The 24,086-nt window shown below is 61.1% G+C and carries 24 protein-coding genes; 19 read left to right on the forward strand and 5 right to left on the reverse strand.

The genetic code is table 11. The features are described 5' to 3' along the window. Nucleotides 1-84 precede the first annotated feature (84 nt). From ACI77D_RS23010 to ACI77D_RS23025, 4 genes are all read left to right on the forward strand, one after another. On the forward strand, nt 85-543 hold the full coding sequence (locus ACI77D_RS23010; protein WP_221294354.1) for a VOC family protein: 459 nt from the start codon (nt 85-87) through the stop codon (nt 541-543). A gap of 250 nt (nt 544-793) precedes the next feature. Next, on the forward strand, nt 794-1,669 hold the full coding sequence (locus tag ACI77D_RS23015) for an alpha/beta fold hydrolase (RefSeq protein ID WP_407017556.1): 876 nt from the start codon (nt 794-796) through the stop codon (nt 1,667-1,669). 97 nt (nt 1,670-1,766) lie between these two features. Then, entirely contained in the window at nt 1,767-3,068 is a 1,302-nt protein-coding gene (locus tag ACI77D_RS23020) for a dicarboxylate/amino acid:cation symporter (protein WP_064451690.1), read from the forward strand. A 79-nt stretch (nt 3,069-3,147) separates the two neighbouring features. Beyond that, complete coding sequence (locus ACI77D_RS23025; protein WP_407017557.1) at nt 3,148-4,062, forward strand: LysR substrate-binding domain-containing protein; 915 nt, start codon at nt 3,148-3,150, stop codon at nt 4,060-4,062. Here the strand turns inward: ACI77D_RS23025 and ACI77D_RS23030 are convergent. From ACI77D_RS23030 to leuC, 3 genes are all read right to left on the reverse strand, one after another. Further along, nucleotides 4,043-5,284, reverse strand: a complete 1,242-nt coding sequence (locus tag ACI77D_RS23030) for an MFS transporter (protein ID WP_407017558.1) — start codon at nt 5,282-5,284, stop codon at nt 4,043-4,045. The two genes, ACI77D_RS23025 and ACI77D_RS23030, sit on opposite strands and share 20 nt — an antisense overlap. A 73-nt stretch (nt 5,285-5,357) precedes the next feature. Next, the gene (gene leuD / locus ACI77D_RS23035; RefSeq protein WP_064451687.1) at nt 5,358-5,972 is read right to left on the reverse strand and encodes a 3-isopropylmalate dehydratase small subunit; all 615 of its coding nucleotides are present in this window, start codon (nt 5,970-5,972) and stop codon (nt 5,358-5,360) included. Further along, complete coding sequence (gene leuC, locus ACI77D_RS23040; protein WP_407017559.1) at nt 5,969-7,387, reverse strand: 3-isopropylmalate dehydratase large subunit; 1,419 nt, start codon at nt 7,385-7,387, stop codon at nt 5,969-5,971. Before leuC ends, leuD begins: the two co-directional genes overlap by 4 nt. Before the next feature lie 290 nt (nt 7,388-7,677). Between leuC and ACI77D_RS23045 the strand changes: the two genes are divergently transcribed. Genes ACI77D_RS23045 through ACI77D_RS23080 form a run of 8 tightly spaced genes read left to right on the forward strand, consistent with a single transcriptional unit; the run spans nt 7,678 to nt 13,831 of the window. After that, on the forward strand, nt 7,678-8,880 hold the full coding sequence (locus ACI77D_RS23045; RefSeq protein ID WP_407017590.1) for a PepSY-associated TM helix domain-containing protein: 1,203 nt from the start codon (nt 7,678-7,680) through the stop codon (nt 8,878-8,880). Next, nucleotides 8,877-9,416, forward strand: coding sequence for a hypothetical protein (locus tag ACI77D_RS23050; RefSeq protein ID WP_064451685.1), 540 nt, complete (start codon nt 8,877-8,879; stop codon nt 9,414-9,416). Before ACI77D_RS23045 ends, ACI77D_RS23050 begins: the two co-directional genes overlap by 4 nt. Beyond that, the gene (locus ACI77D_RS23055; protein WP_407017560.1) at nt 9,413-9,742 is read left to right on the forward strand and encodes a hypothetical protein; all 330 of its coding nucleotides are present in this window, start codon (nt 9,413-9,415) and stop codon (nt 9,740-9,742) included. The genes ACI77D_RS23050 and ACI77D_RS23055 overlap by 4 nt, the downstream gene beginning before the upstream one ends. Continuing rightward, entirely contained in the window at nt 9,739-10,299 is a 561-nt protein-coding gene (locus tag ACI77D_RS23060) for a DUF6162 family protein (protein WP_407017561.1), read from the forward strand. The genes ACI77D_RS23055 and ACI77D_RS23060 overlap by 4 nt, the downstream gene beginning before the upstream one ends. A 19-nt stretch (nt 10,300-10,318) precedes the next feature. Continuing rightward, on the forward strand, nt 10,319-11,239 hold the full coding sequence (locus ACI77D_RS23065) for a metal ABC transporter substrate-binding protein (protein ID WP_053255310.1): 921 nt from the start codon (nt 10,319-10,321) through the stop codon (nt 11,237-11,239). Continuing rightward, nucleotides 11,236-11,982 (forward strand): metal ABC transporter ATP-binding protein, encoded by a 747-nt coding sequence (locus ACI77D_RS23070; protein WP_064451682.1) that lies wholly within the window; start codon nt 11,236-11,238, stop codon nt 11,980-11,982. The genes ACI77D_RS23065 and ACI77D_RS23070 overlap by 4 nt, the downstream gene beginning before the upstream one ends. After that, on the forward strand, nt 11,979-12,878 hold the full coding sequence (locus ACI77D_RS23075) for a metal ABC transporter permease (protein ID WP_064451681.1): 900 nt from the start codon (nt 11,979-11,981) through the stop codon (nt 12,876-12,878). The genes ACI77D_RS23070 and ACI77D_RS23075 overlap by 4 nt, the downstream gene beginning before the upstream one ends. Continuing rightward, nucleotides 12,878-13,831, forward strand: a complete 954-nt coding sequence (locus ACI77D_RS23080) for a metal ABC transporter solute-binding protein, Zn/Mn family (protein WP_407017562.1) — start codon at nt 12,878-12,880, stop codon at nt 13,829-13,831. Before ACI77D_RS23075 ends, ACI77D_RS23080 begins: the two co-directional genes overlap by 1 nt. 170 nt (nt 13,832-14,001) lie before the next feature. Here the strand turns inward: ACI77D_RS23080 and ACI77D_RS23085 are convergent, their stop codons facing one another. After that, nucleotides 14,002-14,715: a UTRA domain-containing protein gene (locus tag ACI77D_RS23085; RefSeq protein ID WP_064454894.1), complete on the reverse strand. Its 714-nt coding sequence runs from the start codon at nt 14,713-14,715 to the stop codon at nt 14,002-14,004. 618 nt (nt 14,716-15,333) lie between these two features. Between ACI77D_RS23085 and ACI77D_RS23090 the strand changes: the two genes are divergently transcribed. The 6 genes from ACI77D_RS23090 (at nt 15,334) to ACI77D_RS23115 (ending at nt 20,710) form a co-directional block, all read left to right on the forward strand. Then, nucleotides 15,334-16,401 (forward strand): ABC transporter substrate-binding protein, encoded by a 1,068-nt coding sequence (locus tag ACI77D_RS23090; RefSeq protein ID WP_064451679.1) that lies wholly within the window; start codon nt 15,334-15,336, stop codon nt 16,399-16,401. 203 nt (nt 16,402-16,604) lie between these two features. Beyond that, entirely contained in the window at nt 16,605-17,411 is an 807-nt protein-coding gene (locus tag ACI77D_RS23095) for an alkaline phosphatase family protein (protein WP_407017563.1), read from the forward strand. Next, entirely contained in the window at nt 17,390-18,253 is an 864-nt protein-coding gene (locus tag ACI77D_RS23100; protein ID WP_167353686.1) for an ABC transporter permease subunit, read from the forward strand. Before ACI77D_RS23095 ends, ACI77D_RS23100 begins: the two co-directional genes overlap by 22 nt. Then, complete coding sequence (locus ACI77D_RS23105; protein WP_064451676.1) at nt 18,240-19,040, forward strand: ABC transporter permease; 801 nt, start codon at nt 18,240-18,242, stop codon at nt 19,038-19,040. Before ACI77D_RS23100 ends, ACI77D_RS23105 begins: the two co-directional genes overlap by 14 nt. Continuing rightward, entirely contained in the window at nt 19,037-20,026 is a 990-nt protein-coding gene (locus ACI77D_RS23110) for an ABC transporter ATP-binding protein (protein ID WP_064451675.1), read from the forward strand. Before ACI77D_RS23105 ends, ACI77D_RS23110 begins: the two co-directional genes overlap by 4 nt. 30 nt (nt 20,027-20,056) lie before the next feature. Further along, nucleotides 20,057-20,710: an HAD family phosphatase gene (locus ACI77D_RS23115; protein ID WP_064451674.1), complete on the forward strand. Its 654-nt coding sequence runs from the start codon at nt 20,057-20,059 to the stop codon at nt 20,708-20,710. A 144-nt stretch (nt 20,711-20,854) separates the two neighbouring features. On the opposite strand, the gene ACI77D_RS23120 is transcribed toward ACI77D_RS23115, so the two are convergent. Beyond that, complete coding sequence (locus tag ACI77D_RS23120) at nt 20,855-21,817, reverse strand: zinc-binding dehydrogenase (protein ID WP_064451673.1); 963 nt, start codon at nt 21,815-21,817, stop codon at nt 20,855-20,857. A 105-nt stretch (nt 21,818-21,922) separates the two neighbouring features. Between ACI77D_RS23120 and ACI77D_RS23125 the strand changes: the two genes are divergently transcribed. Beyond that, nucleotides 21,923-24,037: a carboxy terminal-processing peptidase gene (locus tag ACI77D_RS23125; protein ID WP_407017564.1), complete on the forward strand. Its 2,115-nt coding sequence runs from the start codon at nt 21,923-21,925 to the stop codon at nt 24,035-24,037. The last annotated feature ends 49 nt before the right edge of the window (nt 24,038-24,086 follow it).

The following is a 24,086-nucleotide window of genomic DNA, read 5'->3' on the forward strand; positions in this document are numbered from 1 at the left end:
CCTCGTCGGCTGCCCGCAAGCCGCGCGATACGTGGCCTATAGTAAATAGCCCGTACCTCCATAACCACAATCAAGGAGAACGACATGAGTGCCAAACCTATCCCCGAGGGTTATCACAGCGTTACGCCTTATATGGGCATCGACAACGCCGCCGAAGCCATCGAGTTCTACAAGAAAGCCTTTGGTGCCACGCAAGTCATGCGCCTGGACATGCCCGACGGCAAGGTCGGCCACGCCGAACTGCGCATCGGTGACTCGGCGATCATGCTGGGCTCGCCCTGCGCTGAAATGGCATTGCGCAATCCGGACGAACACACCAGTGTCGGCTTGCACCTGTATGTGAACGACGTGGATGCGCAATTCGAACAAGCCGTTGCGGCAGGCGCCAGTGTGGTATCAGAACCCAAGGATCAGTTCTACGGCGACCGGTCGGCGAGCGTGAAAGATCCATTCGGCCATCTGTGGTTCCTGGCCACACGCAAGGAAGACCTGACCGAAGCACAGATCCGCCAGCGCGCCGAAGCGATGTTCAAGCAAGGCTGAGCGCGCGCCTGCAATACACATCAAATGTGGGCGCTGGCTTGCCTGCGATGCAGACAGCTCGGTGTTTCAGGTACATCGCGTCGATACCATCGCAGGCAAGCCAGCGCCCACAGGGGTCCTCTTTGTCTGAGCGATCGGGGCAGGCCGGCAGGCTCCTACACACTTCATGAACAACCCCTACACGCTTTCCCCCTTGCCCCGAACGCTGCGTGATTCCAGGATGCAGGCAATCATCACAAGGAGTCATTCCATGTTCGCCGGATTCCAAAAAGACCAGTGCCACGTCAACGGCGTGGACATCAGTTACCGCAAAGGCGGTACAGGTCCCGGTCTGCTCCTGTTGCACGGGCACCCGCAAACCCACGTCATCTGGCACAAAATCGCCGAACAGTTGGCCGAGCATTTCACCGTGGTGGCAGCCGACCTGCGCGGCTACGGTGACAGCAGCAAGCCGCCGGCCAACGATCACCACGGTAACTACGCGAAGCGGGAAATGGCCCGCGACGGCGTCGAACTGATGAAGGCCCTGGGCTTTGACACGTTCTCGGTACTGGCCCACGACCGTGGTGCCCGGGTCGCCCATCGCCTGGCGCTGGACCATCCGAACGCCGTGCAACGCATGGTGCTGTTGGATATCGCGCCAACCCTGGCGATGTACGCCCAGACCGACGAAGCCTTCGCCCGCGCCTACTGGCACTGGTTCTTCCTGATCCGCCCGGCGCCGCTGCCGGAGGCTTTGATCGAGAGCAACCCCGAGCTGTACCTGCGCAGCGTGATGGGCAGCCGCAGTGCCGGGCTCAAGCCGTTTACCGATGAAGCCTTCGCCGAATACCTGCGCTGCCTGCAACTGCCAGGTACGGCTCGCGGTATCTGCGAAGACTACCGCGCTGCCGCCGGTATCGACCTTGAGCACGACCAGGCGGATATCGACGCCGGCAACCACCTGAACCTGCCGTTGCTGGTGATGTGGGGCGCCGAAGGCACTGTCGGCCGCTGTTTCGAACCGCTTGAGGAATGGCAGAAAGTCGCCACCGATGTCCGTGGCAAAGCCCTGCCCGCCGGCCACTACATCGCCGAAGAAGTCCCTGAACTGTTGCTTGGCGAAGTCCTGACCTTCCTGCGCTGAGCCGTATGACCCCGTGACCTGACGGACCCGCCTCGCCGGCTGAAAATGTCTGCGACGGGTTCGCTTTGCCCAAAAAAAGCCCCTCGAGATAATAACAATGACAATCCGAAAACTGCTGGGAACCCTGTACGTGCAGGTGCTCATCGCTATCGCGCTGGGTGTGTTGATCGGCCACGTATGGCCGCAAATCGGTATCGACCTCAAGCCTCTTGGCGACGGGTTTATCAAGCTGATCAAGATGATCATCGGCCCGATCATCTTCTGCACCGTGGTTTCCGGCATCACCAGCATGCACGATGTGAAACAGGTCGGCCGGGTGGGTGGCAAGGCGCTGCTGTACTTCGAGATCGTCTCGACCATCGCGCTGTTGATCGGCATTCTCGCTGCGCACCTGCTGCACCCGGGCGTCGGTTTCAATATCGACGTGAAGACCCTCGACAGTTCGGCCATCGCCGGCTTTGTCGGCCAGGCGCAGCACAGTGAAGGCGTGACCGGGTTTCTGCTGAATGTCATCCCAGCGACCTTTTTTGATGCCTTCGCCAAAGGTGAAATTCTGCCGGTGCTGTTTATTTCCGTGCTGTTCGGCCTCGGCCTGGTGATGGTCGGTGAGAAAGCGCGGCCGCTGGTGAGCGTCATCAACCAGGCCAGCGAGGTATTTTTCCGCATCGTAGCGATGATCAGCCGTGTAGCGCCTATCGGCGCCTTCGGCGCGATTGCTTTCACCATCGGCAAGTACGGCGTGGGCTCATTGCTACCGCTGCTGAAACTGGTCGGCACCTTCTATATCACCGCGTTGTTTTTTGTCGCGGTGGTACTGGGTAGCATCGCCCGTTACGCCGGCTTCAGCATTTTCAAGTTGATGGCTTACATCAAGTCGGAACTGCTGATCGTGCTGGGCACCAGTTCGTCGGAGTCGGCGCTGCCGCAACTGATCCAGAAACTCGAAAGCCTCGGCGCGTCCAAAGGCGTGGTGGGCATCGTGGTGCCGACCGGCTACACCTTCAATCTGGACGGCACCAACATTTATATGACGTTGGCGGTGTTGTTCCTGGCCCAGGCCACCAATATCGACCTGCCGCTGGAGCAACAACTGACGTTGCTGGCCGTGGCCATGCTCACCTCCAAAGGCGCCGGTGCGGTGGTCGGTGCAGGCTTTGTGGCATTGGCTGCGAGCCTGGCGGTGGTGCCGACTGTCCCCGTGGCGGCAATGGTGCTGATCCTTGGCGTCGACCGCTTCATGGCTGAATGCCGCTCGCTGACCAATATCATCGGCAACGCCGTCGCCACGCTGGTGGTGGCCGCCTGGGAAGGTGAGCTGGATCGCGACAAGATGGCGCCGATTGCCCTCAAACATGGCCGGCATGCGCGTGCCGCGCAAGCGAAGATCGCTGCCGAATAAGCATTCACGCCCAGGCGCGCCGGAAGGTGCGCGCATCCGGTGCTATGCTGGCGGCTCATGCCGCCACGCTTGTTTTCTGATGACTCACAAGAAAGATAACGTGCCCCTACCCGAAGACCTGCGGGTGTTCCTGACCGTGATTCGCAAGGCGGGTTTCGCTGCCGCCGCCGATGAGTTGGGCCTGTCGCCTGCGTATGTCAGCAAGCGCATCCAGATCCTCGAAACTACCCTGGCCACTCGCCTGCTGCACCGCACCAGCCGGCGCATCGCCCTGACCGAAGACGGTGAACGGGTGCAGCGCTGGGCCGTGCGCATCCTCGAAGATTTCCAGCAACTTTCCGATGAACTCTGCGACGCCCACGACAGCCCCCGTGGGCATCTTCATTTGTGCAGCAGCTTCGGCTTTGGGCGCAACCATGTGGCGCCGGCCCTGTCGTTGCTGGCCGAACAATACCCGGACCTGGAAATCCGCCTGGACCTGTTCGACCGTGTGGTGGACATCGTCAGCGAAGGCTTCGACCTGGAGATTCGTGTGGGCGATGACATTCCCGGTCAACACATCGGCCGACGCTTGGTGAGCAACCGCCGAGTGCTGTGCGCGGCGCCGGCGTACCTGAAGCGCCGGGGCACGCCGCAACAGTTGAGTGACCTGGAGCATCACGACTGCCTGGTGCTCAAGGAGCGCGACAACGCCTTTGGCATCTGGAACCTGGAGCGTGATGGCAGCGCGCAAAGTGTTCGCGTACGCGGGCCGCTGTCCTCCAACAATGGCGAGATCGTGTTGCAGTGGGCCCTGGACGGACGCGGGGTGTTGCTGCGCTCGATGTGGGATGTGAAGCCGCTGCTGGAACAAGGCAAGCTGGTGCAGGTGCTGCACGACTACACCCAGAGTGCCAACGTGTGGGCGGTGTACCCGACGCGGTTGGCGTACTCCGGGAAATTAAGAGCGTGTGTGGAATTTTTGCAGGAGCACTTCAAGGGGTTGTCGATCTGACGCCCCGATTGGCGCTGTAACCCAACCATAGGCCCACGACCACCAAGGCGGTCAACGGCAGCCCGTGGAACAACACGATCACTTGGGACGGTGCCCACGTCAGGTAGAACGGCCCGACCACGAGCATGCCTACGCCAAAGCCGGCCATCTGGATCAGGGTCAATAAACTGAACAGCGGCAGGCGCAGGCTATCCGGTTCACTCTGCGCGCGGGAAATCAAGGCCACCTCGGAGACCCCATCGCCCAACCCCGCCCACACCACCCACACCAGTGCCAGCCACAGTTCGCTTTGTTGGAAGGTCAGGATAAAGCCGCTGGACATCAGCGCCACACCGGCCATAAACAGGCGCTCCATGCCTTGGGTGCCACGACTTTTCAACACTGCACTGGCCAGCCGCGCGCCCACGAACTTGCCACAGGCCCAAACCGCCAGCAGGTAGCCCATCACGGTTTTTGCCGTATCGGGCGAAATGTACTGGGACAACACCGGCCAGCCGACGTTATGCGCAGCGCTGCCGAGGGTGTCGAGCAGGCTGATCAACAACATCGCGGCCAGCACCGGTGCGCTCCGCAGGCCTTTTTTCAGTTCATGCCATTCAGCGGCGAGGCCTCGATGCACGGGCATCGCGACTGAGTACAACGCCCGCAACGGCAGGATCAGGCAGGCGGCAACGACATAGGTGCCGATGTTCACGGCAAACACCGCTTCGAATCCCGCCGTGGCAATCAGCACCCCGGACAGCAAGCTGCCGAACACCGCACCGGTGGCGGCCGCAGAGGTGATCCATGCATTGGTGGAAACGCGTTGCCCCAGCGCTACCCAGGTGGGCAACTGACTGTTCAGGCCAATCGCAAACAACGAATTGCACAAGCCGATGCCAAACGCGATGAAGGGCAGCACGCTGAGCTGATGCGCCGGTATCAACACCAGCAGCGGCATCAGCAGTAATGCTCGGGCAAGGTCCAGCCCGGCCAACGTGCCACGCCCGGCAAAGCGCCTGAAAAAAGGAATACCGAACAGGCTCGCAATAATCCCACCGGTGACGCGGCACGCCAGGAAAACACTGACAAACACCACGCTTTGGCTGAGCCAGTAGACGTAAGTGGACAACGCCACCATGTTGAGGAACGCGCCGAAATCCGACACCCCGCGGGCGAAGATGATCAAGCGTGCATTGCGGGTCGACCGCGTTGATTCAGGATCAACGTTCAGCACGTCCATGTCAGACACTTCCTTTTCTTATAATGAGCCGACTTCCTTGTCGGTCCCACTTAAGTCTACGGCGCCCGGTGTGTCAACCGAGCCAGGGGTTGGCCGCCAGGTGCCTGCGCTCGAACGCCTGGATCTGTTCACTGCGCTGCAAGGTGCTGCCAATCGCATCCAGGCCGAGCAGCAACGCGGTCTTGCGCAAGGTGTCGATCTGGAAGGGGATCACCTCGCCGTCCGCCAAACGAATCTGCTGCGCCTGCAGATCCACACTGATCTGCGCCTGTTCAGGCTGGCTTACAGTCTGCCCGAGCGCCTGCAGCACCGCCTCGTCCAGGGTGATCAACAACACGCCGTTACGCTGGCAGTTGTCATAGAAGATGCCGGCAAAGCGGCTGCCGATCAGCGCGCGAATACCCATTTGCTTCAAGCCCCACACCGCATGCTCACGGCTGGAGCCACAGCCGAAGTTCGGCCCGACCACCATAAAGCGCGCGCCCTGCCAGGCCGGCTGGTTGAGCACGAATGCCGGGTTGGGCTCGCCTGACGCGAGGAAGCGCAGGTCGAAGAACAACCCACGGTCGAGGCCGCTGCGGTCGATACCCTTGAGAAACTGCTTGGGCATGATCACATCGGTGTCGATATTCGCCGCAAGCATCGGCGCGGCCTTGCCGGTAACCAGGGTGAACGGTTGCAGGCTCATGCGCGGTCTCCAAAGTGACGAATATCGGTGAGGCGGCCGGTGATGGCGGCAGCGGCGACCATGGCCGGGCTCATCAGGTGAGTGCGGGCGCCGGCGCCCTGGCGGCCTTCGAAGTTGCGGTTGGTGCTGGAAGCGCAGCGGTCGCCGGGGGCCAGCACATCGTCGTTCATCGCCAGGCACATCGAGCAGCCTGACTGGCGCCATTCGAAACCAGCGTCGATAAAGATCGCCGCCAGCCCTTCGGCTTCGGCCTGGTCGCGCACTTCGGTGGAGCCGGGGACGATCATCGCCCGTACGTGGTCGGCCACGTGTTTACCGCGCACGACACTGGCGGCGTCGCGCAGGTCTTCGATGCGGGCATTGGTGCAGGAGCCGATAAACGCATGGCTGATCACGATATCGCTCAGCGGCATCCCGGCTTCCAGGCCCATGTAATTAAGCGCGCGGCGCATGTCCTGGCGCAGGATCAAGTCGCTCACGTCTTGCGGGTCGGGCACGCGGGCGCCGATGGGCGCGGCCTGGTCGGGGCTGGAGCCCCAGGTGACCATGGGTTCCAGGGTGTTGGCATCCAGATGTACTTCTTGGTCGAACACCGCATCGGCGTCCGAATACAGTTGGCGCCAACTCACCAATGCCTGCTCCCACACCTCGCCCTTGGGCGCGCGGGGCTTGCCCTTGAGGTAGGCGAAGACTTTTTCGTCCGGTGCCATGGATGCGCCGCGCGCACCGGCTTCCACGGCCATGTTGCAGATAGTCATGCGTGCTTCGACGCTCAGTGCATCAATGGTGGAGCCGCGAAACTCGATGGCATAGCCGGTGGCGCCGGACGCGCCAATCTTGCCGATCAGCGCCATGATCACGTCCTTGGAGGTCAGGCCGCGCGCCAGTTCGCCGTCAACGGTCACGCGCATGCTTTTCAGGCGTTTGTAAACCAGGGTCTGCGAGGCCAGCAGGTGCTCGATTTCCGAAGTGCCGATACCAAAACCGAAAGCGCCCAATGCGCCATAGGTGGTGGTGTGGCTATCACCGGCGGCGATCACCATGCCCGGCAGGATAAAGCCCTGCTCCGGCGCGATCACGTGTTCGATGCCCTGGCGCTTGTCGAGGATATCCAGCAGCTCGATGCCGAAGTCCCGGCAGTTTTCCGCCAGGTACGACACCTGCCGCGCGCCGCCCGCATCGGGCATCGCCGCAATACGCGTGGGCGTGGTGGGGTTTACATGGTCAACCACTGCCAGCGCCGTGCCGGGGCGCCAAACCTTACGCCCGGCCTCGCGCAAGCCGCTGAATGCCTGGGGGCTGGTGTATTCGTTGATCACCTGGCGGTCGATGTACAGAAGGACATGGCCCTGATCGTCCAGGGGGCACACCGTATGGGAATCGATGTGTTTGTCGTAAAGGGTTCTGGCAGTCATTTTTTCTTCGGGCTCACTCAACGGTATGCCCCCATCCTACGCAGCCCCCCGGCCCCATCAATGGCACCTGGGTGATGGCTTGGAACATGTTTCGTGTTCGATCAACGCCTGAAAGCACTGCGAATGTGAACCTGAAACATTTTCTTTCATATGCGGCCTGGGGATTTCTCATCCTCATCCGTCTTAACTTAGATACAGCCCGTCGCGTCAGCAAAAGCTACGACCGGCCTTTTCCGGGCCTCCATCGCCCTCCTCCGCTCAAGACCCGTATTCACATGTCAAACGTTCACCTGTCAAAGAAGTCACGTTCAAAGCTTTGGTTTCTTGTGCACAGCTGGCTGGCGTTGCCGATCTGGTTTTTTGTACTGATCGTCTGCGTCACCGGCACCCTGGCGGTGGTCAGCCAGGAAATCGTGTGGCTGGCCAACCCGGATATCCGTGCAAGCAAGCCGTCGGATGACGCCCGGATGCTGAGCTTTGACCAGGTGATCGCCGCGATCAAACGCGAAGAGCCCCAGGTGATCGTGCAATCGATCATCCGCCCGGACGAAACGCACTTCGCCCTCAGTGTCGATCTCAGCTACCCGGATGGGCGCTCCGTTGAGGTCTACGTCAACCCCTACACCGGGGCGATCCAGGGCATCAGCCCAGCCTTCAACTTCAAGCAATTTACCCGCGCCCTGCACGGCTGGTGGCTGGTGCCGTTCACCAATGGCTTCAGTTGGGGCTGGTACCTGGTCTCGGCGCTCGGCCTGCCGTTGCTGGCGTCACTGGTGACCGGGCTGGTGGTCTACAAGCGTTTCTGGAAGGGTTTTCTGCGACCGACCCTGCGTATCCGTCACGGTGCGCGAATCTTCTGGGGGGACTTCCACCGCCTGAGCGGGATCTGGTCAATCTGGTTTATCGCGGTGATTTCCATCACCGGCACCTGGTTCCTGATCCAGGCGATCCTGGGGGACAACCAGATTTCCATCTCCAGCGAACCGATCGTCCCGGTGATCGCCCGTGAAAAGGTGCCAATGTCCGCGCCCGGCGTGCCGGCACCGATGATCCCACTGGACGACGCCATCGGCATTGCCACCCAACGCATTCCCGGGCTGGATGCCACATTCGTGTTCCTGCCGCTCAACGCCTATAGCCACCTGCAAATCGGCGGGCGCGGCTGGTACCCGCTGATGTTCCAGACGGCCCAACTCAACCCGTACAGCGGCGAAATCGCGGTGTCGCACTTGCTGTCCGACCGCTCGACGCTGGAGTTCGTCACCGAATCCGTGCGCCCGCTGCACACCGGCGACTTTGGGGGGCTGTGGATCAAGCTGATCTGGGCATTCTTCGGCCTGGTGCTGAGCATGATGGTGTTGAGCGGCCTGCTGATCTGGACCAAGCGCACCGCCCTGGCCACCCTCAATGCGCTCAAGCGCGAAGCCAAGACGCAACGTGCGCCGGCCGCCGCCCTCGCCATGCAGGCTGAAACCTCGGAGGCCAACTTATGAGCAAGGTCGCTCGCGCTACGCCGCCTTCGCCGCTGCGCGCTTTTTGGCTGAAATGGCGGTTCCATATCAACATCCTGCTGTTGCTGGTGCCCCTGGGGTTCATGCCCAAATACTTCGCCGACGCCGCGTTGTTTCGCGGGGATACCGGCATTGGCGAGCGGGTCGTCGGCGACGTGCAGGTCGGCCCCTGGAGCCTGAAACTCGCCGAATTCCGCAACGAAGGCCCGAGCCCGGACCCGGCCGGCCCAATGAAATTCTTCAACGCCGCCCTGTGTGACACCTGCGCCGAGCAGGTCAAGGCCACCTACCTGCGTATCGGCAAACCGCGCAGCTTGCGCGCCGCCGGGGTGATCTTCTTCGGTACGCCCTACCGCATGGGCGCCGCATTACCAGTGCCTGAACGCACGCCGGTCGACGCCGAACTGTGGGTCACCATGGAAGGCTGGGACGGCACGATGCACCAGGGTTCCATCCCGCTGAGCCAGGCCTCGCCTGCCACCATTGCCTGGCTGAACAAGCAAGGAGTTAAACCATGACGTTCAAGCGTCTGACCCGCACCGCTGCGGCGCTGTTACTTTGCGCAGGTTTCAGTACCACCGCCCTGGCGCACAACCCGATGTGCGAATGCAAGGAAATACCCGGCGAGCAGATCCAGTGCACCGGCGGTTTCTCCGACGGCAGCGGCGCCCCGGGCGTGACCCTGGACGTCATCGGCTACGACGAAACCATCCTGCTGCCCGGCAAACTCGGCCAGGACTCAACCCTGACTTTCAAGAAGCCCGCGGCCGAGTTCTATGTGCTGTTTGACGCGGGCCCCGGCCACATCGTTGAAATCGACCAAGCGGATATCCAGCCTCAATGAGCACGACACAGGTTGTACGCCCCGCCGGCGCCGGCCACGAAACCCTCTACGTGCTCCTGCTGTGCCTGATCATCCTCGCGGTGGCCGGTTCGGTGGTGGCCCTGCACGGTGCAACCCAGGAAGTCGCGGCGCTGCCCAGCCACCAGTTGGACGCCCGTCGCGACCTCAGTGCATCCGAACAAGGCATCTATGCCGACCTGCGGGTGACCCTGGATGAAATCCAGCTGCTGCAACAGGAGCAAAGCGCCCTGCCGACGCCTGCGCAACTGGCTGAAGAAGGTCTCGCACCGTTTGCCCAGGACGCCAGTTCGGTCAGCCGTGGCGACCACCGCTGGGCGTTGCTGGCGCCTGCTGCCTATTTGGGCTTGAGCCAGACGCCGAGCACCAGCGGCTCGCTGCTGATGCGCGTGCACGGTGCCGAACCGGATATCTGGCTCAACCGCCAACCCCACCTCGCCGCCCCTTCCGACCTCACTGACCAGGCGCTGATCGCTGCCGGCTGGCAGCAGGTGGTCGCGCAATTCGATGCCGGCGTTACGCGCCAGCACCGTCACTGAACGAGAAGACCAAGTGCCCATGTCTATTTCATCTCCTTTGTTGCGCCTGTTGCTGGTTAGCCTGTTCAGCCTGATGCTGGCGCCCTTGGCAAATGCCGAGGCGGCCAAACGCCTGCGTATCGGCATCACCCTGCACCCTTACTACAGCTACGTGGCTAACATTGTCGGCGACAAGGCCGACGTGGTCCCGCTGATTCCGGCCGGCTTCAACCCGCACGCCTATGAGCCCCGCGCCGAAGACATCAAGCGCATCGGCACCCTCGACGTGATCGTGCTCAACGGCGTCGGCCATGACGATTTCGCCGACCGTATGATCGCCACCAGTGAGCGCCCGGACATCCCGGTGATCGAGGCCAACGCCAACGTGCCGTTGCTCGCCGCCACGGGCAATGCCGCGCGTGGCGCGGGCAAGGTGGTCAACCCGCACACCTTCCTGTCGATCAGCGCGTCGATTGCCCAAGTCAACAACATCGCCCGCGAGTTGGGCAAGCTTGACCCGGACAATGCCAAGGCCTACACCCAGAACGCCCGTGCCTACGGCAAACGCCTGCGCCAGATGCGCGCCGACGCCCTGGCCAAGCTGACCAGCGCACCCAACCCCGACCTGCGCGTGGCCACCGTGCACGCCGCCTACGACTACCTGCTGCGCGAGTTCGGCCTGGAAGTCACCGCCGTGGTCGAGCCCGCCCACGGCATCGAGCCAAGCCCCAGCCAGTTGAAAAAAACCATCGACGAACTGCGCGCCCTGGATGTGAAGGTGATCTTCTCGGAGATGGATTTCCCGTCCACCTACGTCGAGACCATCCAGCGTGAATCCGGGGTCAAGCTGTACCCGCTGTCGCATATCTCCTACGGCGAATACACCCCTGAAAAGTACGAAGTGGAAATGACCGGCAACCTCAACACCGTGGTGCGGGCGATTCAGGAGTCGGGGGCATGACAGCCGCGGAACAACTCAAAGTGGCCAGCATCGGCCCAACCCTCGACTTCGACAAGGTGTCGTTGACCCTGGGCCGCACGGTGATTCTTGACGCTGTCAGTTTCCAGGTAGAACCGGGCAGCATCCATGCGTTGGTCGGCCCGAACGGCGGCGGCAAAAGTTCGCTGATCAAGACCCTGCTGGGGCAAACGCCGCACCACGGTCAATTGCGCCTGCAGTGGCCAAATACGCCCGGCACCATCGGTTACGTGCCCCAGGCGCTGGAATTCGACCGCGGCTTGCCGATGACGGTGGACGATTTCATGGCCGCCATGTGTCAACGGCGCCCGGCGTTTCTGGGCCTGTCCAAACACTACGCCGCCGCGATTGGCGAGGCGCTGGAACGGGTGGGCATGCAGGACAAACGCAAACGCCGCATGGGCGCGTTATCCGGCGGTGAGCGTCAGCGTGTCTTGCTGGCCCAGGGCCTGATCCCGGCGCCACACCTGCTGGTGCTGGATGAACCGATGTCGGCCCTTGATGAAGCGGGCATCCAGGTATTCGAGCGACTGCTGCATGACTGGCGGCTGGCCGGGATCACCGTGCTATGGATCGAACATGACCTGGAAGCCGTCGGCCGCCTCGCCGACCGCGTCACCGGCCTGAACCGCCGCGTGCTGTTCGACGCCACGCCCAAAGAGGCATTGACCCCGGACCGGCTGCTGACCCTGTTCTCCACCCATCCTCGGAGCTCGGCGCCATGAGTTATGAAGCGTTTCGTTTGATGGTCCAGGGCTGGGCCTCGTCCGGGTACCTGCCGGAGGCGCTGGCCTATGGGTTTGTGGTCAATGCCTTGCTCGCCGGTTTGCTGATCGGCCCGGTACTTGGCGGCCTGGGGACGCTGGTAGTGGTCAAGCGCTTTGCGTTTTTCTCCGAGGCTGTCGGGCATGCTGCACTGACCGGCGTGGCCGTGGGCATTCTGCTCGGCGAACCCTACACCGGGCCCTATGGCGCACTGTTCGGCTACTGCCTGCTGTTTGGCATTCTGCTCAATTACCTGCGCAACCGCACAGGGTTGGCGCCAGACACCTTGATCGGCGTGTTCCTGTCGGTGTCGCTGGCGTTGGGCGCGAGCCTGCTGTTGATCCTGGCAGGCAAGATCAACGTGCATATCCTGGAAAACGTGCTGTTTGGCTCGGTGTTGACGGTTAACGGCAATGACTTGCTGGTACTCGCAATTGTCGGTTCGCTGGTGATGGCCCTGGCGCTGCCACTGTACAACCGCATCATGCTGGCCAGCTTCAACCCGCAGCTGGCAGCGGTGCGCGGTGTGGCCGTGAAGACGTTGGACTACCTGTTCGTGATCCTGGTGACGCTGATTACTGTGGCGGCCGTCAAGGTGATCGGCGCCATCCTGGTGGGCGCGCTGCTGGTGATTCCGGCCGCTGCGGCGCGCCTGCTGAGCCAGTCGCTCAAGGGGTTTTTCTGGGTATCCGTGATGATTGCCACGGTCAGCACGCTGTGCGGCATCCTGTTGCCGATCATCTTCGACCTGCCCATCCCCTCCGGCGCCGCGATCATTCTGGTGGCCGGTATCGCCTTCGCTTTCGCCGCCATCGCGCGCGGCACTGTGCCCAGCCTCAAAGGGAATCTTGGATAATGCGCCCTGTCTTTCGCCCACTGGCCCTGGCCATCGCTTGTTTGCTCAGCACCTCGGCGCTGGCCGTTGACGGCCTCGACCCCAAGGAATTCAAAGTCAACCAAGGCCTCGGCCATGCCGCCCTGACCCAAACCAAAAAAACGGTCAAGGTCCTGGCGTCGTTGCCCATCACCTACGGGCTGGCCGAGGTGCTGCTCAAGGGCACCGACGTGCAGCTTGAGCGTGCTGCGCCGGCCAACCTGCCCGGCTCGCGCCAGGTGTCCTACTTCACGGGCCGTGGCGCCCCAGCGCTGAATACCCTGGCGCAGGATGCCGACGCCGCCATCGGCCTGCGCTCGCTGTGGGCGGACGACCCGCTGTACCCGGTGGCGCGGCGCAGCAATATCCGTATCGTCGAAGTCGACGCCGCGCGCCCGGTGGACGGCGGCTTGCCAGGCATCGCCGTGCAACCGGGCAGTGCCGATGGCTTGAACAGCCAGCCCTGGCAGTCGGGCAACAATATGGGGCGCATGGCCGATGTGATGGCCGCCGACCTTGGCCGCCTGGCGCCCAACGCCAAACCGAAGATCGACGCCAACCTGGCGGCCCTCAAGCAACGCCTGCTCAAGCTCAGCGCCGACAGCGAAGCGCGGCTGGCCAAGGCGGACAACCTGAGCGTGGTCAGCCTGAGCGATCACTTCGCGTATCTGGTCAGCAGCCTGAACCTGGAAGTGGCCGGTACCGATGCACGGCCGGATGCGGACTGGACGCCACAAGCGTTGCAGGCGTTAAGTGCCCGCTTGAAGGACAGCGACGTGGCGGTGGTGCTGCATCATCGTCAGCCAAGTGAAGCGATTAAAGCGGCGGTGACGGCAGGGGGTGCGCAACTGTTGGTATTGAATGTCGACGGAGCGGACCCGGTGGCAGAGCTGGAAACCAATGTGGATCAGGTCATTAGAACCCTGATGCCATAGGCGAGCGACTCTTCAAGTCGAGATCGATTCAAGTGTGGGGGCTGGCTTGCCTGCGAAAGCAACAACGTGGTCTGTGTGATGTACCGAGGCGCCCGCATCGCAGGCAAGCCAGCTCCCACATTAAGCTCGCGGTGCATCGGCTGATGGTCAGCCAGCCCGGCACCCGACTGTCAAACCACATCGACGCCAACATGAATCGCATCATGCCGCCAAAACTCCAGGTCGCAGTCGATCAACCGCTGATGCTGGTCATAGTTCACCCGTGCGATGCGCAAGCCCGGGCTGCCCACCGACACGCGCAATGCGCCGGCGGCTTCCACCGGCAATGACGTCGGTACGATTTCGAAGCGCACACGGCCGTAATGCAAGTCGTACTTGCGCGCATACAGCTCGGTCATTGATTGATTCAGGTCGCATTCCAGAATGCCCGGAAAATACTGCGGGTTCAGGTAGTGCTCCACATACAACACCAGGCGCCCATCAATCCTTCGGCCCCGGCAAATCTGGATCACACTCGACAGCGCCGGCAATTGCAGCCATGCACACACCGCCGCCGACGCCGGTTGCAGGCGCGCAGAAATCACCTCGGTCGACGCCACCCGCCCCTGGTCGCTGACCATCGCGTGAAAGTGGCTGCGTTGCATCAGGTTGTAAGCCAGCCGTGGCGGCGAAACAAACCACCCGCGGCGTTCCTCGCGATAAATCTGCCCTTGGGCCTCCAGTTGTAACAAGGCTTCCCGCACAGTAATTCGAGTGGTACCAAACAACTCGCTGAGCTTGCGCTCGGCGGGCAATTTACTCGCAGGCGGCAACAGGCCGTGGTCAATCTGCTCTTGCAGCGCCAGGCCGATGGAGGTCACCGCCTTGATTGCCTCATCACGCATCAACATTACCTATCTGGACTAGACCAGCACCGTTCAAGTGCACAAACCGCGCTTTATTTGGGCTTCTGCTATTGCCTGCCAGCCTAGGCATTACAGATGACCGACAGATGACAGTCCCTGTCCAGGCCCTGCACCACACCCTGCAATACATCGGCCAAGTCCAGGGCCTGCGGGTACCTGAGCATGGTCTACGCTGAGTCTGCACTGAGCGACAAAAGCGATTTAAAAACGACACAGACATGAAACTGTCATCCATCGAGCCTAGATTGGCTCAGGTATTGCTCTGACCTAGACCAAAGGGGCGATTCATCACTGATTTCTTGGGGCGCGCCGGACCTGATTTTGTGCAGGGCAAGGCGCGAGGAGCGTGGTTTGGTTGTTCCAAATAAGCGACGAGTAACGCAGCCCTGCGCAAAATCAGGCCCGGCCCTTCGGGTTGCGCCTGAAAGCCGGCCAGGCTGTGTTGCAGTCCTTGGCAAGGAAACGACCCTTACCTGCGGACTGCGCCTAGCCCGGCCGGCTTTCAGGCGCAACGCGCCACAAGAAATCAGTGATGAACCGCCCCCCCCGCAAACGTTCTTAAAAACGCCGCGTTGAAAACGCCCAAAGGAGCTTCGGATGAAAAAGCTTTTCCTGGCATCACTGTTAGGCTCGACCATTGCCATGTGCACCGCCGCCATGGCCGCTGATACCGATCTGAAAACGCTGGAAGCCGCCGCGAAAGCGGAAGGCGCCGTCAACAGCGTCGGCATGCCCGATGACTGGGCCAACTGGAAAGGCACCTGGGAAGACCTGGCCAAGACCTATGGCCTCAAGCACATCGACACCGACATGAGCTCGGCCCAGGAAATCGCCAAGTTCGCCGCCGAAAAAGACAACGCCAGCGCCGATATCGGTGATGTCGGCGCGGCCTTCGGCCCGATCGCGGTGAAACAGGGCGTTGCGCAGCCGTACAAGCCGAGCACCTGGGCGCAAGTCCCGGATTGGGCGAAAGATAAAGACGGCAATTGGGCCCTGGCCTACACCGGCACCATCGCCTTTATCGTCAACAAAAAGCTGCTGCACGGCTCCGAAGCCCCAAAAAGCTGGGCTGACCTGAAGACCGGCAAATACAAGGTTTCCATCGGTGACGTGAGCACCGCTGCACAAGCCGCCAACGGCGTGCTCGCAGCAGCCCTGGCCAATGGTGGCGACGAGAAGAACATTCAGCCTGCCCTGCTGATGTTTGCCGAGATCGCCAAGCAAGGCCGCCTGTCACTGGCCAACCCGACCATCGCCACCATGGAAAAAGGCGAAGTGGAAGTGGGTGTGGTCTGGGACTTCAACGGCTTGAGCTATAAAGCCAAGATGGCCAACCCGGATGACTACGTCGTGCTGATCCCATCGGACGGCTCGGTGATTTCCGGCTACACCACCATCATCAACAAATACGCCAAGCACCCGAACGCCGCCAAGCTGACCCGTGAATACATCTTCAGCGACGCCGGCCAGACCAACCTGGCGCGCGGCAACGCCCGTCCGATCCGTGCCGAGCACCTGACCTTGCCTGCCGACGTCCAGGCCAAGCTGCTGCCTAACGAGCAGTACAAGAAAGTCACGCCGATCAAAGATGCCGATGCTTGGGAAAAGACCTCCAAGGCACTGCCGCAGAAGTGGCAGGAAGAAGTCATCATCAATATGCAGTAAGGCCTGAGCTGTAAACACGGTCAGTGTGGGAACTGGCTTGTGTGGGAGCCGGGCTTGCCCGCGATGCAAACGACTCGGTGTGTCATGTAAGCCGAGGTGATGCTATCGCAGGCAAGCCAGCTCCCACATAAGCAAGCGCCCACATTTGATCCGGTTCCAGGATGAAACCGAGCCAAACCAGCCGTTGCGGAGCGTCTCCCCCTATGAAGCACAACGTCATCCTTGTGGTGCTCGACGGCCTGAACTACGAGGTTGCCCGACATGCCATGGGGCATCTCCAGGCCTATATCGGCGCAGGACGCGCAGCGCTTTACAAACTGGACTGTGAACTGCCGGCTCTGTCCCGGCCGTTGTATGAATGCATCCTCACCGGCGTGCCACCGATCGACAGCGGCATCGTCCACAACAATGTCTCGCGCATGTCCAACCAGCGCAGCATTTTCCATTACGCCACCGACGCAGGTCTCACTACAGCGGCGGCGGCTTATCACTGGGTCAGCGAGTTGTATAATCGCACGCCCTTTATTGCCGCGCGTGATCGTCATACCGACGACAAGGCGCTGGCGATCCAGCACGGGCATTTCTACTGGAATGACCACTACCCGGATTCGCACCTGTTCGCCGACGCCGAAAGCCTGCGCCGCAAACACGCGCCGAATTTCCTGGTGGTACACCCGATGAACATTGATGACGCCGGCCACAAGCATGGCCTCGATACGCCGCAATACCGCAACAGCGCGCGCTCGGCCGATATCATCCTCGCCGACTACCTGCAAGGCTGGCTCGATGCCGGTTACCAGGTGTTGGTGACTGCGGACCACGGCATGAACAACGATCGCTCCCACAACGGCCTGCTGCCGGAAGAACGTGAAGTGCCGCTGTTCGTGCTGGGCTCGGCCTTCAACTTCGACCCTTCTGCCAGCCCCAAGCAAACCGAACTGTGCGGCACCGTCTGCGAACTGCTCGGCGTACCCCACGACAAACCTGTATGCCGGGAGCTGCTGAAGTGAACTCCATCATCCGTGGCAAATGGCTGGCGATCCTCTGCCTGGTACCGTTTGCGCTGTTCTTTATCGTGTTTGAAATCGCCCCGCTGGTGTGGGTGATGATCAACAGCCTGCAATCGGAGGAGTTCGGCTGGGGCCTGGCCAACTTCACCAGGATCTTCAGTTCGAAGTTCTACCTGCAGGCCATCCAGTACAGCCTGGAGATCAGCTTCTATTCCAGCGTGTTCGGCATCATCATCTCGGTGCTCGGCAGCTACTCGTTGCGCCGTGTGGACGGGCCGCTGCGCAACTTCGTGACCGCCTTTGCCAACATGACCAGCAACTTTGCCGGCGTGCCCCTGGCCTTCGCGTTCATCATCCTGCTGGGTTTCAACGGCAGCATCACCATCATGCTCAAGCAGGCCGGGATCATTCAGGACTTCAACCTGTACTCCAAGACCGGGCTGATCATTCTCTATACCTACTTCCAGATTCCACTGGGCGTGCTGCTGCTTTACCCCGCCTTCGACGCGTTGCGTGAAGACTGGCGGGAGTCAGCCTCGCTGCTCGGCGCCAACGGCTGGCAGTTCTGGCGGCACATTGGTCTGCCGGTGCTCACCCCTGCCCTGCTCGGCACCTTCGTGATCCTGCTGGCCAACGCCCTTGGCGCCTATGCCACGGTGTACGCGCTGACCACCGGCAACTTCAACGTGCTGCCGATTCGCATCGCGGCAATGGTCTCCGGCGACATCTCCCTTGACCCGAACATGGCCAGTGCCCTGGCCGTGGTGCTGGTGGCGCTGATGACGGTGGTCACCGTGGTCCATCAACTGCTGCTCAAGAGGAGCTACCATGTCTCGCGCTGAAGCCGGCTCGGCCTCCCTCTACCATCGGGTAGTGGTGTATGTGTTATTCGCGATCCTGGTGTTGCCGCTGGTGGGTACCTTTGTCTACTCCATTGCCAGCAGTTGGTCGGCGACAATCTTGCCGGCCGGTTTCACCGTCAAATGGTACGTGCAGCTCTGGAGCGACCCACGCTTCCTGGCTGCCTTCGGCCAGTCGCTGCTGGTGTGCGTGGGCGCACTGATCCTGTCGGTGGTGCTGATTTTGCCGCTGCTGTTCGTGGTGCATTACCACTTCCCCAAACTCGACGCGCTGATGAACATTTTGATCCTGCTGCCCTTCGCGGTGCCGCCGGTGGTGTCATCTGTGGGCTTGCTGCAATTGTATGGCTCCGGGCCATTTGCAATGGTGGGCACGCCGTGGATTCTGATCGGCTGCTACTTCACCGTGGCTCTACCGTTCATGTACCGCGCGATCACCAACAACCTTCAAGCGATCAACCTGCGCGACCTGATGGACGCCTCGCAACTGCTGGGTGCCAGCACCTGGCAGGCGGCGATCCTGGTGGTGCTGCCAAACCTGCGCAAAGGCCTGATGGTGGCGCTGCTGCTGTCGTTCTCGTTTCTGTTCGGTGAGTTCGTATTTGCCAATATTCTGGTGGGCACCCGCTATGAAACCCTGCAGGTCTACCTGAACAACATGCGCAACACGAGCGGCCACTTCACCAGTGCCATCGTCATTTCCTATTTCTTCTTTGTGCTGGTGCTGACCTGGGCCGCCAATATCTTGAACAAGGACAAAAGCCAATGAGCTTCGTCAGCGTCCAACACCTGCAAAAAGGCTACGCCGGCACCCCGGTGTTCAGCGACATCAACTGCGAGATCGCCAAGGGCGAGTTCGTCACCCTGCTCGGCCCGTCCGGCTGCGGCAAGTCGACCTTGCTGCGCTGCATCGCCGGGCTTACGTCGGTGGACAGTGGGAAAATTCTGCTGGATGGCCAGGACATCGTCCCCCTGAGCCCGCAGAAACGGCATATCGGCATGGTGTTCCAGAGCTATGCGCTGTTCCCCAACATGACCGTGGAACAGAACGTCGCCTTCGGCCTGCGCATGCAAAAGGTCAACGCCGACGACAGCCACAAGCGTGTGCAGGAAGTGCTGCAACTGGTGGAACTCAAGGAACTCGCCGGTCGCTACCCGCACCAGATGTCCGGCGGCCAGTGCCAGCGTGTGGCACTCGCCCGCTCCCTGGTGACCCGCCCGCGCCTGTTGCTGCTGGATGAGCCGCTGTCGGCGCTGGACGCACGGATCCGCAAGCATCTGCGCGAACAGATCCGCCAGATCCAGCGTGAACTGGGGCTGACCACGATCTTCGTGACCCATGACCAGGAAGAAGCCCTGACCATGTCGGACCGCATCTTCCTGATGAACCAGGGCAAGATTGTGCAGAGCGGCGATGCCGAGACCCTCTACACTGCGCCGGTGGATGTATTCGCCGCCGGGTTTATCGGCAACTACAACCTGCTCGACGCCGACAAGGCCAGCCAATTGCTGCAACGCCCGATCAGCGGGCGCATCGCGATTCGCCCGGAAGCCATCGAACTGAGCCGCAGCGGCGAGCTGGACGCCCTGGTGCGTAGCCACAGCCTGCTGGGCAACGTGATTCGCTACCGCGTTGAAGCGCGCGGCGTGGAGTTGGTGGTCGACGTGCTCAACCGTTCCGCCGACGACCTGCACCCGGATGGGCAGCGCCTGGCACTTTCCATCGACCCGAGTGCGTTGTGTGAAGTAGCCTGACGCAACGATTTAATTGAGAGAGCATGACGGATGGCATTGGTAATTTTTGATCTGGACGACACCTTGATCCACGGCGACTGCGCCACGCTGTGGAGCGAGCAGATGGGTCGCCTGGGCTGGGTCGACCCTGAGTCGTTCATGCGCAAGAACAACGAACTGATGGACGCCTACAGCCAGGGCAAGCTGTTGATGGAAGACTTCATGGACTTCAGCCTGGAGCCGATGATCGGGCGCACGCCGGAAGAAATCGACCACTTGGTAGAGCCATGGGTCGAGGATGTGATTGAGCCGCTGATCTACAGCGACGCCACCAAAACCATCGCCCGGCACCGCGCGAATGGCGACCGGATTCTGGTGATTTCCGCCTCGGGTACTCACTTGGTTACGCCGATTGCCGCACGTATCGGTATCGATGAAGTGCTGGGGATTGATCTGGACGTCAGCCATGGCGCTTACAGCGGCCGTACCGTGGGTGTGCTGACTTACCGTGAAGGCAAGATCACACGGTTGCTGGAATGGTTGGAGCAGGAAGGTGAATCACTGGAGGGGGCGTATTTCTACTCGGATTCGCGCAATGATTTGCCATTGCTGCTGAAGGTCGATCACCCGCAGGTGGTGAACCCGGACCCGGTGTTGCGCGAGCATGCTGAAAAAGCCGGCTGGCCGATTCATCAGTGGGTGTGACCCCAACCTCTTGAATTGAAATCCTATCAAAATGTGGGAGGGGGCTTGCTCCCGACAGCGGTATGACAGTGAAGAATTCTTCATCTGACACACTGCGATCGGGAGCAAGCCCCCTCCCACACTAGATTGCATCTCAACTTGAGATCAGACCAAGCTCTCGTCAATCACCAACACCAATTTCCCGGAAATCTGGTTGCTCGCCAACGCGGCAAAGGCCGCCTCGGCATCCCTGATCGAGAAGGTCTTGGCCAGTTGCGGGTTCAAGCGCCCCTCTGCAAACAGCGGCCACACCTGCTGGCTCAAATCACTCAACAGGTCCGCCTTGAACTCATCGCTGCGGCTGCGCAAGGTCGAGCCGAGTAACTGGATGCGCTTGCCCAGCACCTGAGCCAGGTCGAGCTGAGCGTCACGCCCGCCCATCAAGCCAATCAACACCCAACGACCATCCAGGGCCAACAGCTTCAGGTCCAGGGCCGCGTAGTTGCCGCCAACCGGGTCGAGGATCACATCGAACGGCCCAAAATCGCGCAGCCCTTCAATACCGTCGGTACGTACCACGCCGCCCTGAGCGCCGAGCGCCTCGCAGTAGGCCAGCCGTTCCGCCGAGCCGACACTGACCCAGCAGGGGCTGCCAAATGCCTTGCACAACTGGATTGCCGCCGAGCCCACGCCGCTGGCGCCGGCATGCAACAAGACTTTTTCACCGGGTTTAAGGCCCGCCAACTGGAACAGATTCAGCCACGCCGTGCTGTACACCTCTGGCAACGCCGCGGCTTCGGCCAGCGACAAACCTTCCGGCACCGGCAGCACGTGGCGGGCGTCCACCACCACTTCTTCGGCCATGCCACCCCCGGCCAGCAGCGCGCAGACGCGATCACCGACTTGCCAGGACGAACCTGCACCCACTTCGCTGATTACCCCGGAACACTCCAGGCCGAGTACATGGCTGGCACCCGGAGGGGGCGGATAGAGCCCCGCGCGCTGTAACAAATCGGCGCGATTAAGGCCAGCAGCCGCCACACGAATGCGAACTTGGCCTACATCGCAGGTAGGACTGGGCTCTTCCAACCACTCCACATGACCTTCAACGCCTTGCAATGCTTTCACAGTGCCTCCATAGTGAGTCTGGACTGAGCCCGTAGCTGTAGCGCCGGGCTTTTTGCATTATGCGACCGGATCATATGGAACCGGCTCCCTCAAAGACGGCCTAATATGCGTTATCAATTGCCCCCGCGTCGAATCAGCATGAAGCATCTGTTCCCCAGCACCGCCCTCGCTTTTTTCATTGGTCTCGGCTTCGCGTCGATGTCGACCAATACGTTCGCAGCCAATAGCTGGGACAATCTTCAGCCTGATCGCGATGAGGTGATTGCCAGCCTTAACGTTGTCGAGTTGCTAAAGCGCCATCACTACAGCAAGCCGCCGCTGGACGACGCTCGCTCGGTGATCATCTATGACAGCTACCTCAAGCTGCTGGACCCGTCGCGCAGCTACTTCCTGGCCAGCGATATCGCTGAGTTCGACAAGTGGAAGACTCAGTTCGACGACTTCCTCAAGAGCGGCGACCTGCAGCCAGCGTTCACCATCTACAAGCGTTACCTGGACCGCGTCAAAGCGCGTCTGGACTTCGCCTTGGGTGAGCTGAACAAGGGCGTCGACAAGCTCGACTTCACGCAGAAGGAAACCCTTCTGGTGGACCGCAAGGACGCACCTTGGCTGACCAGCACCGCCGCTTTGGATGACCTGTGGCGCAAACGCGTCAAGGACGAAGTGCTGCGCTTGAAGATCGCCGGCAAAGAGCCGACGGCCATTCAAGAGCTGTTGACCAAGCGCTACAAGAATCAGTTGGCACGTCTGGACCAGACCCGTGCCGAAGACATCTTCCAGGCCTACATCAACACCTTCGCGATGTCTTACGACCCGCACACCAATTATCTGTCGCCAGATAACGCGGAAAACTTTGATATCAACATGAGTCTGTCGCTGGAAGGCATTGGTGCCGTCCTGCAAAGCGACAATGACCAGGTCAAGATCGTGCGTCTGGTACCGGCAGGTCCTGCCGACAAGACCAAGCAGGTCGCCCCGGCGGACAAGATCATCGGCGTGGCCCAGGCCGACAAAGAGATGGTCGATGTGGTCGGCTGGCGCCTGGACGAAGTGGTCAAGCTGATCCGTGGGCCGAAAGGCAGCGTGGTGCGCCTGGAAGTGATTCCGCACACCAATGCGCCGAACGACCAGACCAGCAAGATCGTGTCCATCACCCGTGAAGCGGTGAAGCTCGAAGACCAGGCTGTGCAGAAGCAAGTCCTCAACCTCAAGCAGGATGGCAAGGATTACAAACTGGGCGTGGTGGTGATCCCGGCGTTCTACCTGGACTTCAAGGCGTTCCGCGCCGGTGACCCGGACTACAAGAGCACCACCCGCGACGTTAAGAAAATCCTGACAGAGCTGCAGAAGGAAAAAGTCGACGGCGTGGTCATCGACCTGCGCAACAACGGCGGCGGCTCCCTGCAGGAAGCCACCGAGCTGACCAGCCTGTTTATCGACAAAGGCCCGACCGTGTTGGTACGCAACGCTGACGGCCGTGTCGACGTGCTGGAAGACGAGAACCCGGGCGCGTTCTACAAAGGTCCGATGGCGTTGCTGGTCAACCGCCTCTCGGCCTCGGCTTCGGAGATTTTCGCCGGCGCCATGCAGGACTACCACCGCGCGTTGATCGTCGGCGGCCAGACCTTCGGTAAAGGCACCGTGCAGACCATTCAGCCGCTGAACCATGGCGAACTGAAGCTGACCATTGCCAAGTTCTACCGGGTTTCCGGGCAGAGCACCCAGCATCAGGGCGTACTGCCGGATGTTGATTTCCCGTCGATCATCGACACCAAGGAAATCGGCGAAAGCGCGCTGCCCGAAGCGATGCCGTGGGACACCATTCGCCCTGCGATCAAACCCGCTTCGGACCCGTTCAAGCCGTACCTGACGCAGCTCAAGGCTGACCATGACGCTCGCTCCGCCAAGGATGCCGAGTTCGTGTTTATCCGCGACAAACTGGCCCTGGCCAAGAAGCTGATGGAAGAAAAAACCGTCAGCCTTAACGAAGCGGATCGCCGTGCGCAGCACACCGACATCGAGAATCAGCAGCTTGTGCTGGAAAACGCCCGCCGCAAGGCCAAGGGCGAAGACCCGCTCAAAGAGCTGAAGAAAGAAGATGAGGATGCCCTGCCGACCGAGCCTGAAAAAACCAAGCCGGAAGACGACGCCTACCTGTCCGAGACAGGCCGGGTACTGCTGGACTACCTGAAAATCAGCAAGCAGGTGGCCAAGCAGTAAATGAAGTCAATTTAATGTGAGCGCTCCCAAGAGTGTCATCATATAGACA

This window comes from Pseudomonas sp. O39 (assembly GCF_045447295.1).
GTDB classification, from domain to species: Bacteria; Pseudomonadota; Gammaproteobacteria; order Pseudomonadales; family Pseudomonadaceae; genus Aquipseudomonas; species Aquipseudomonas antarctica_A.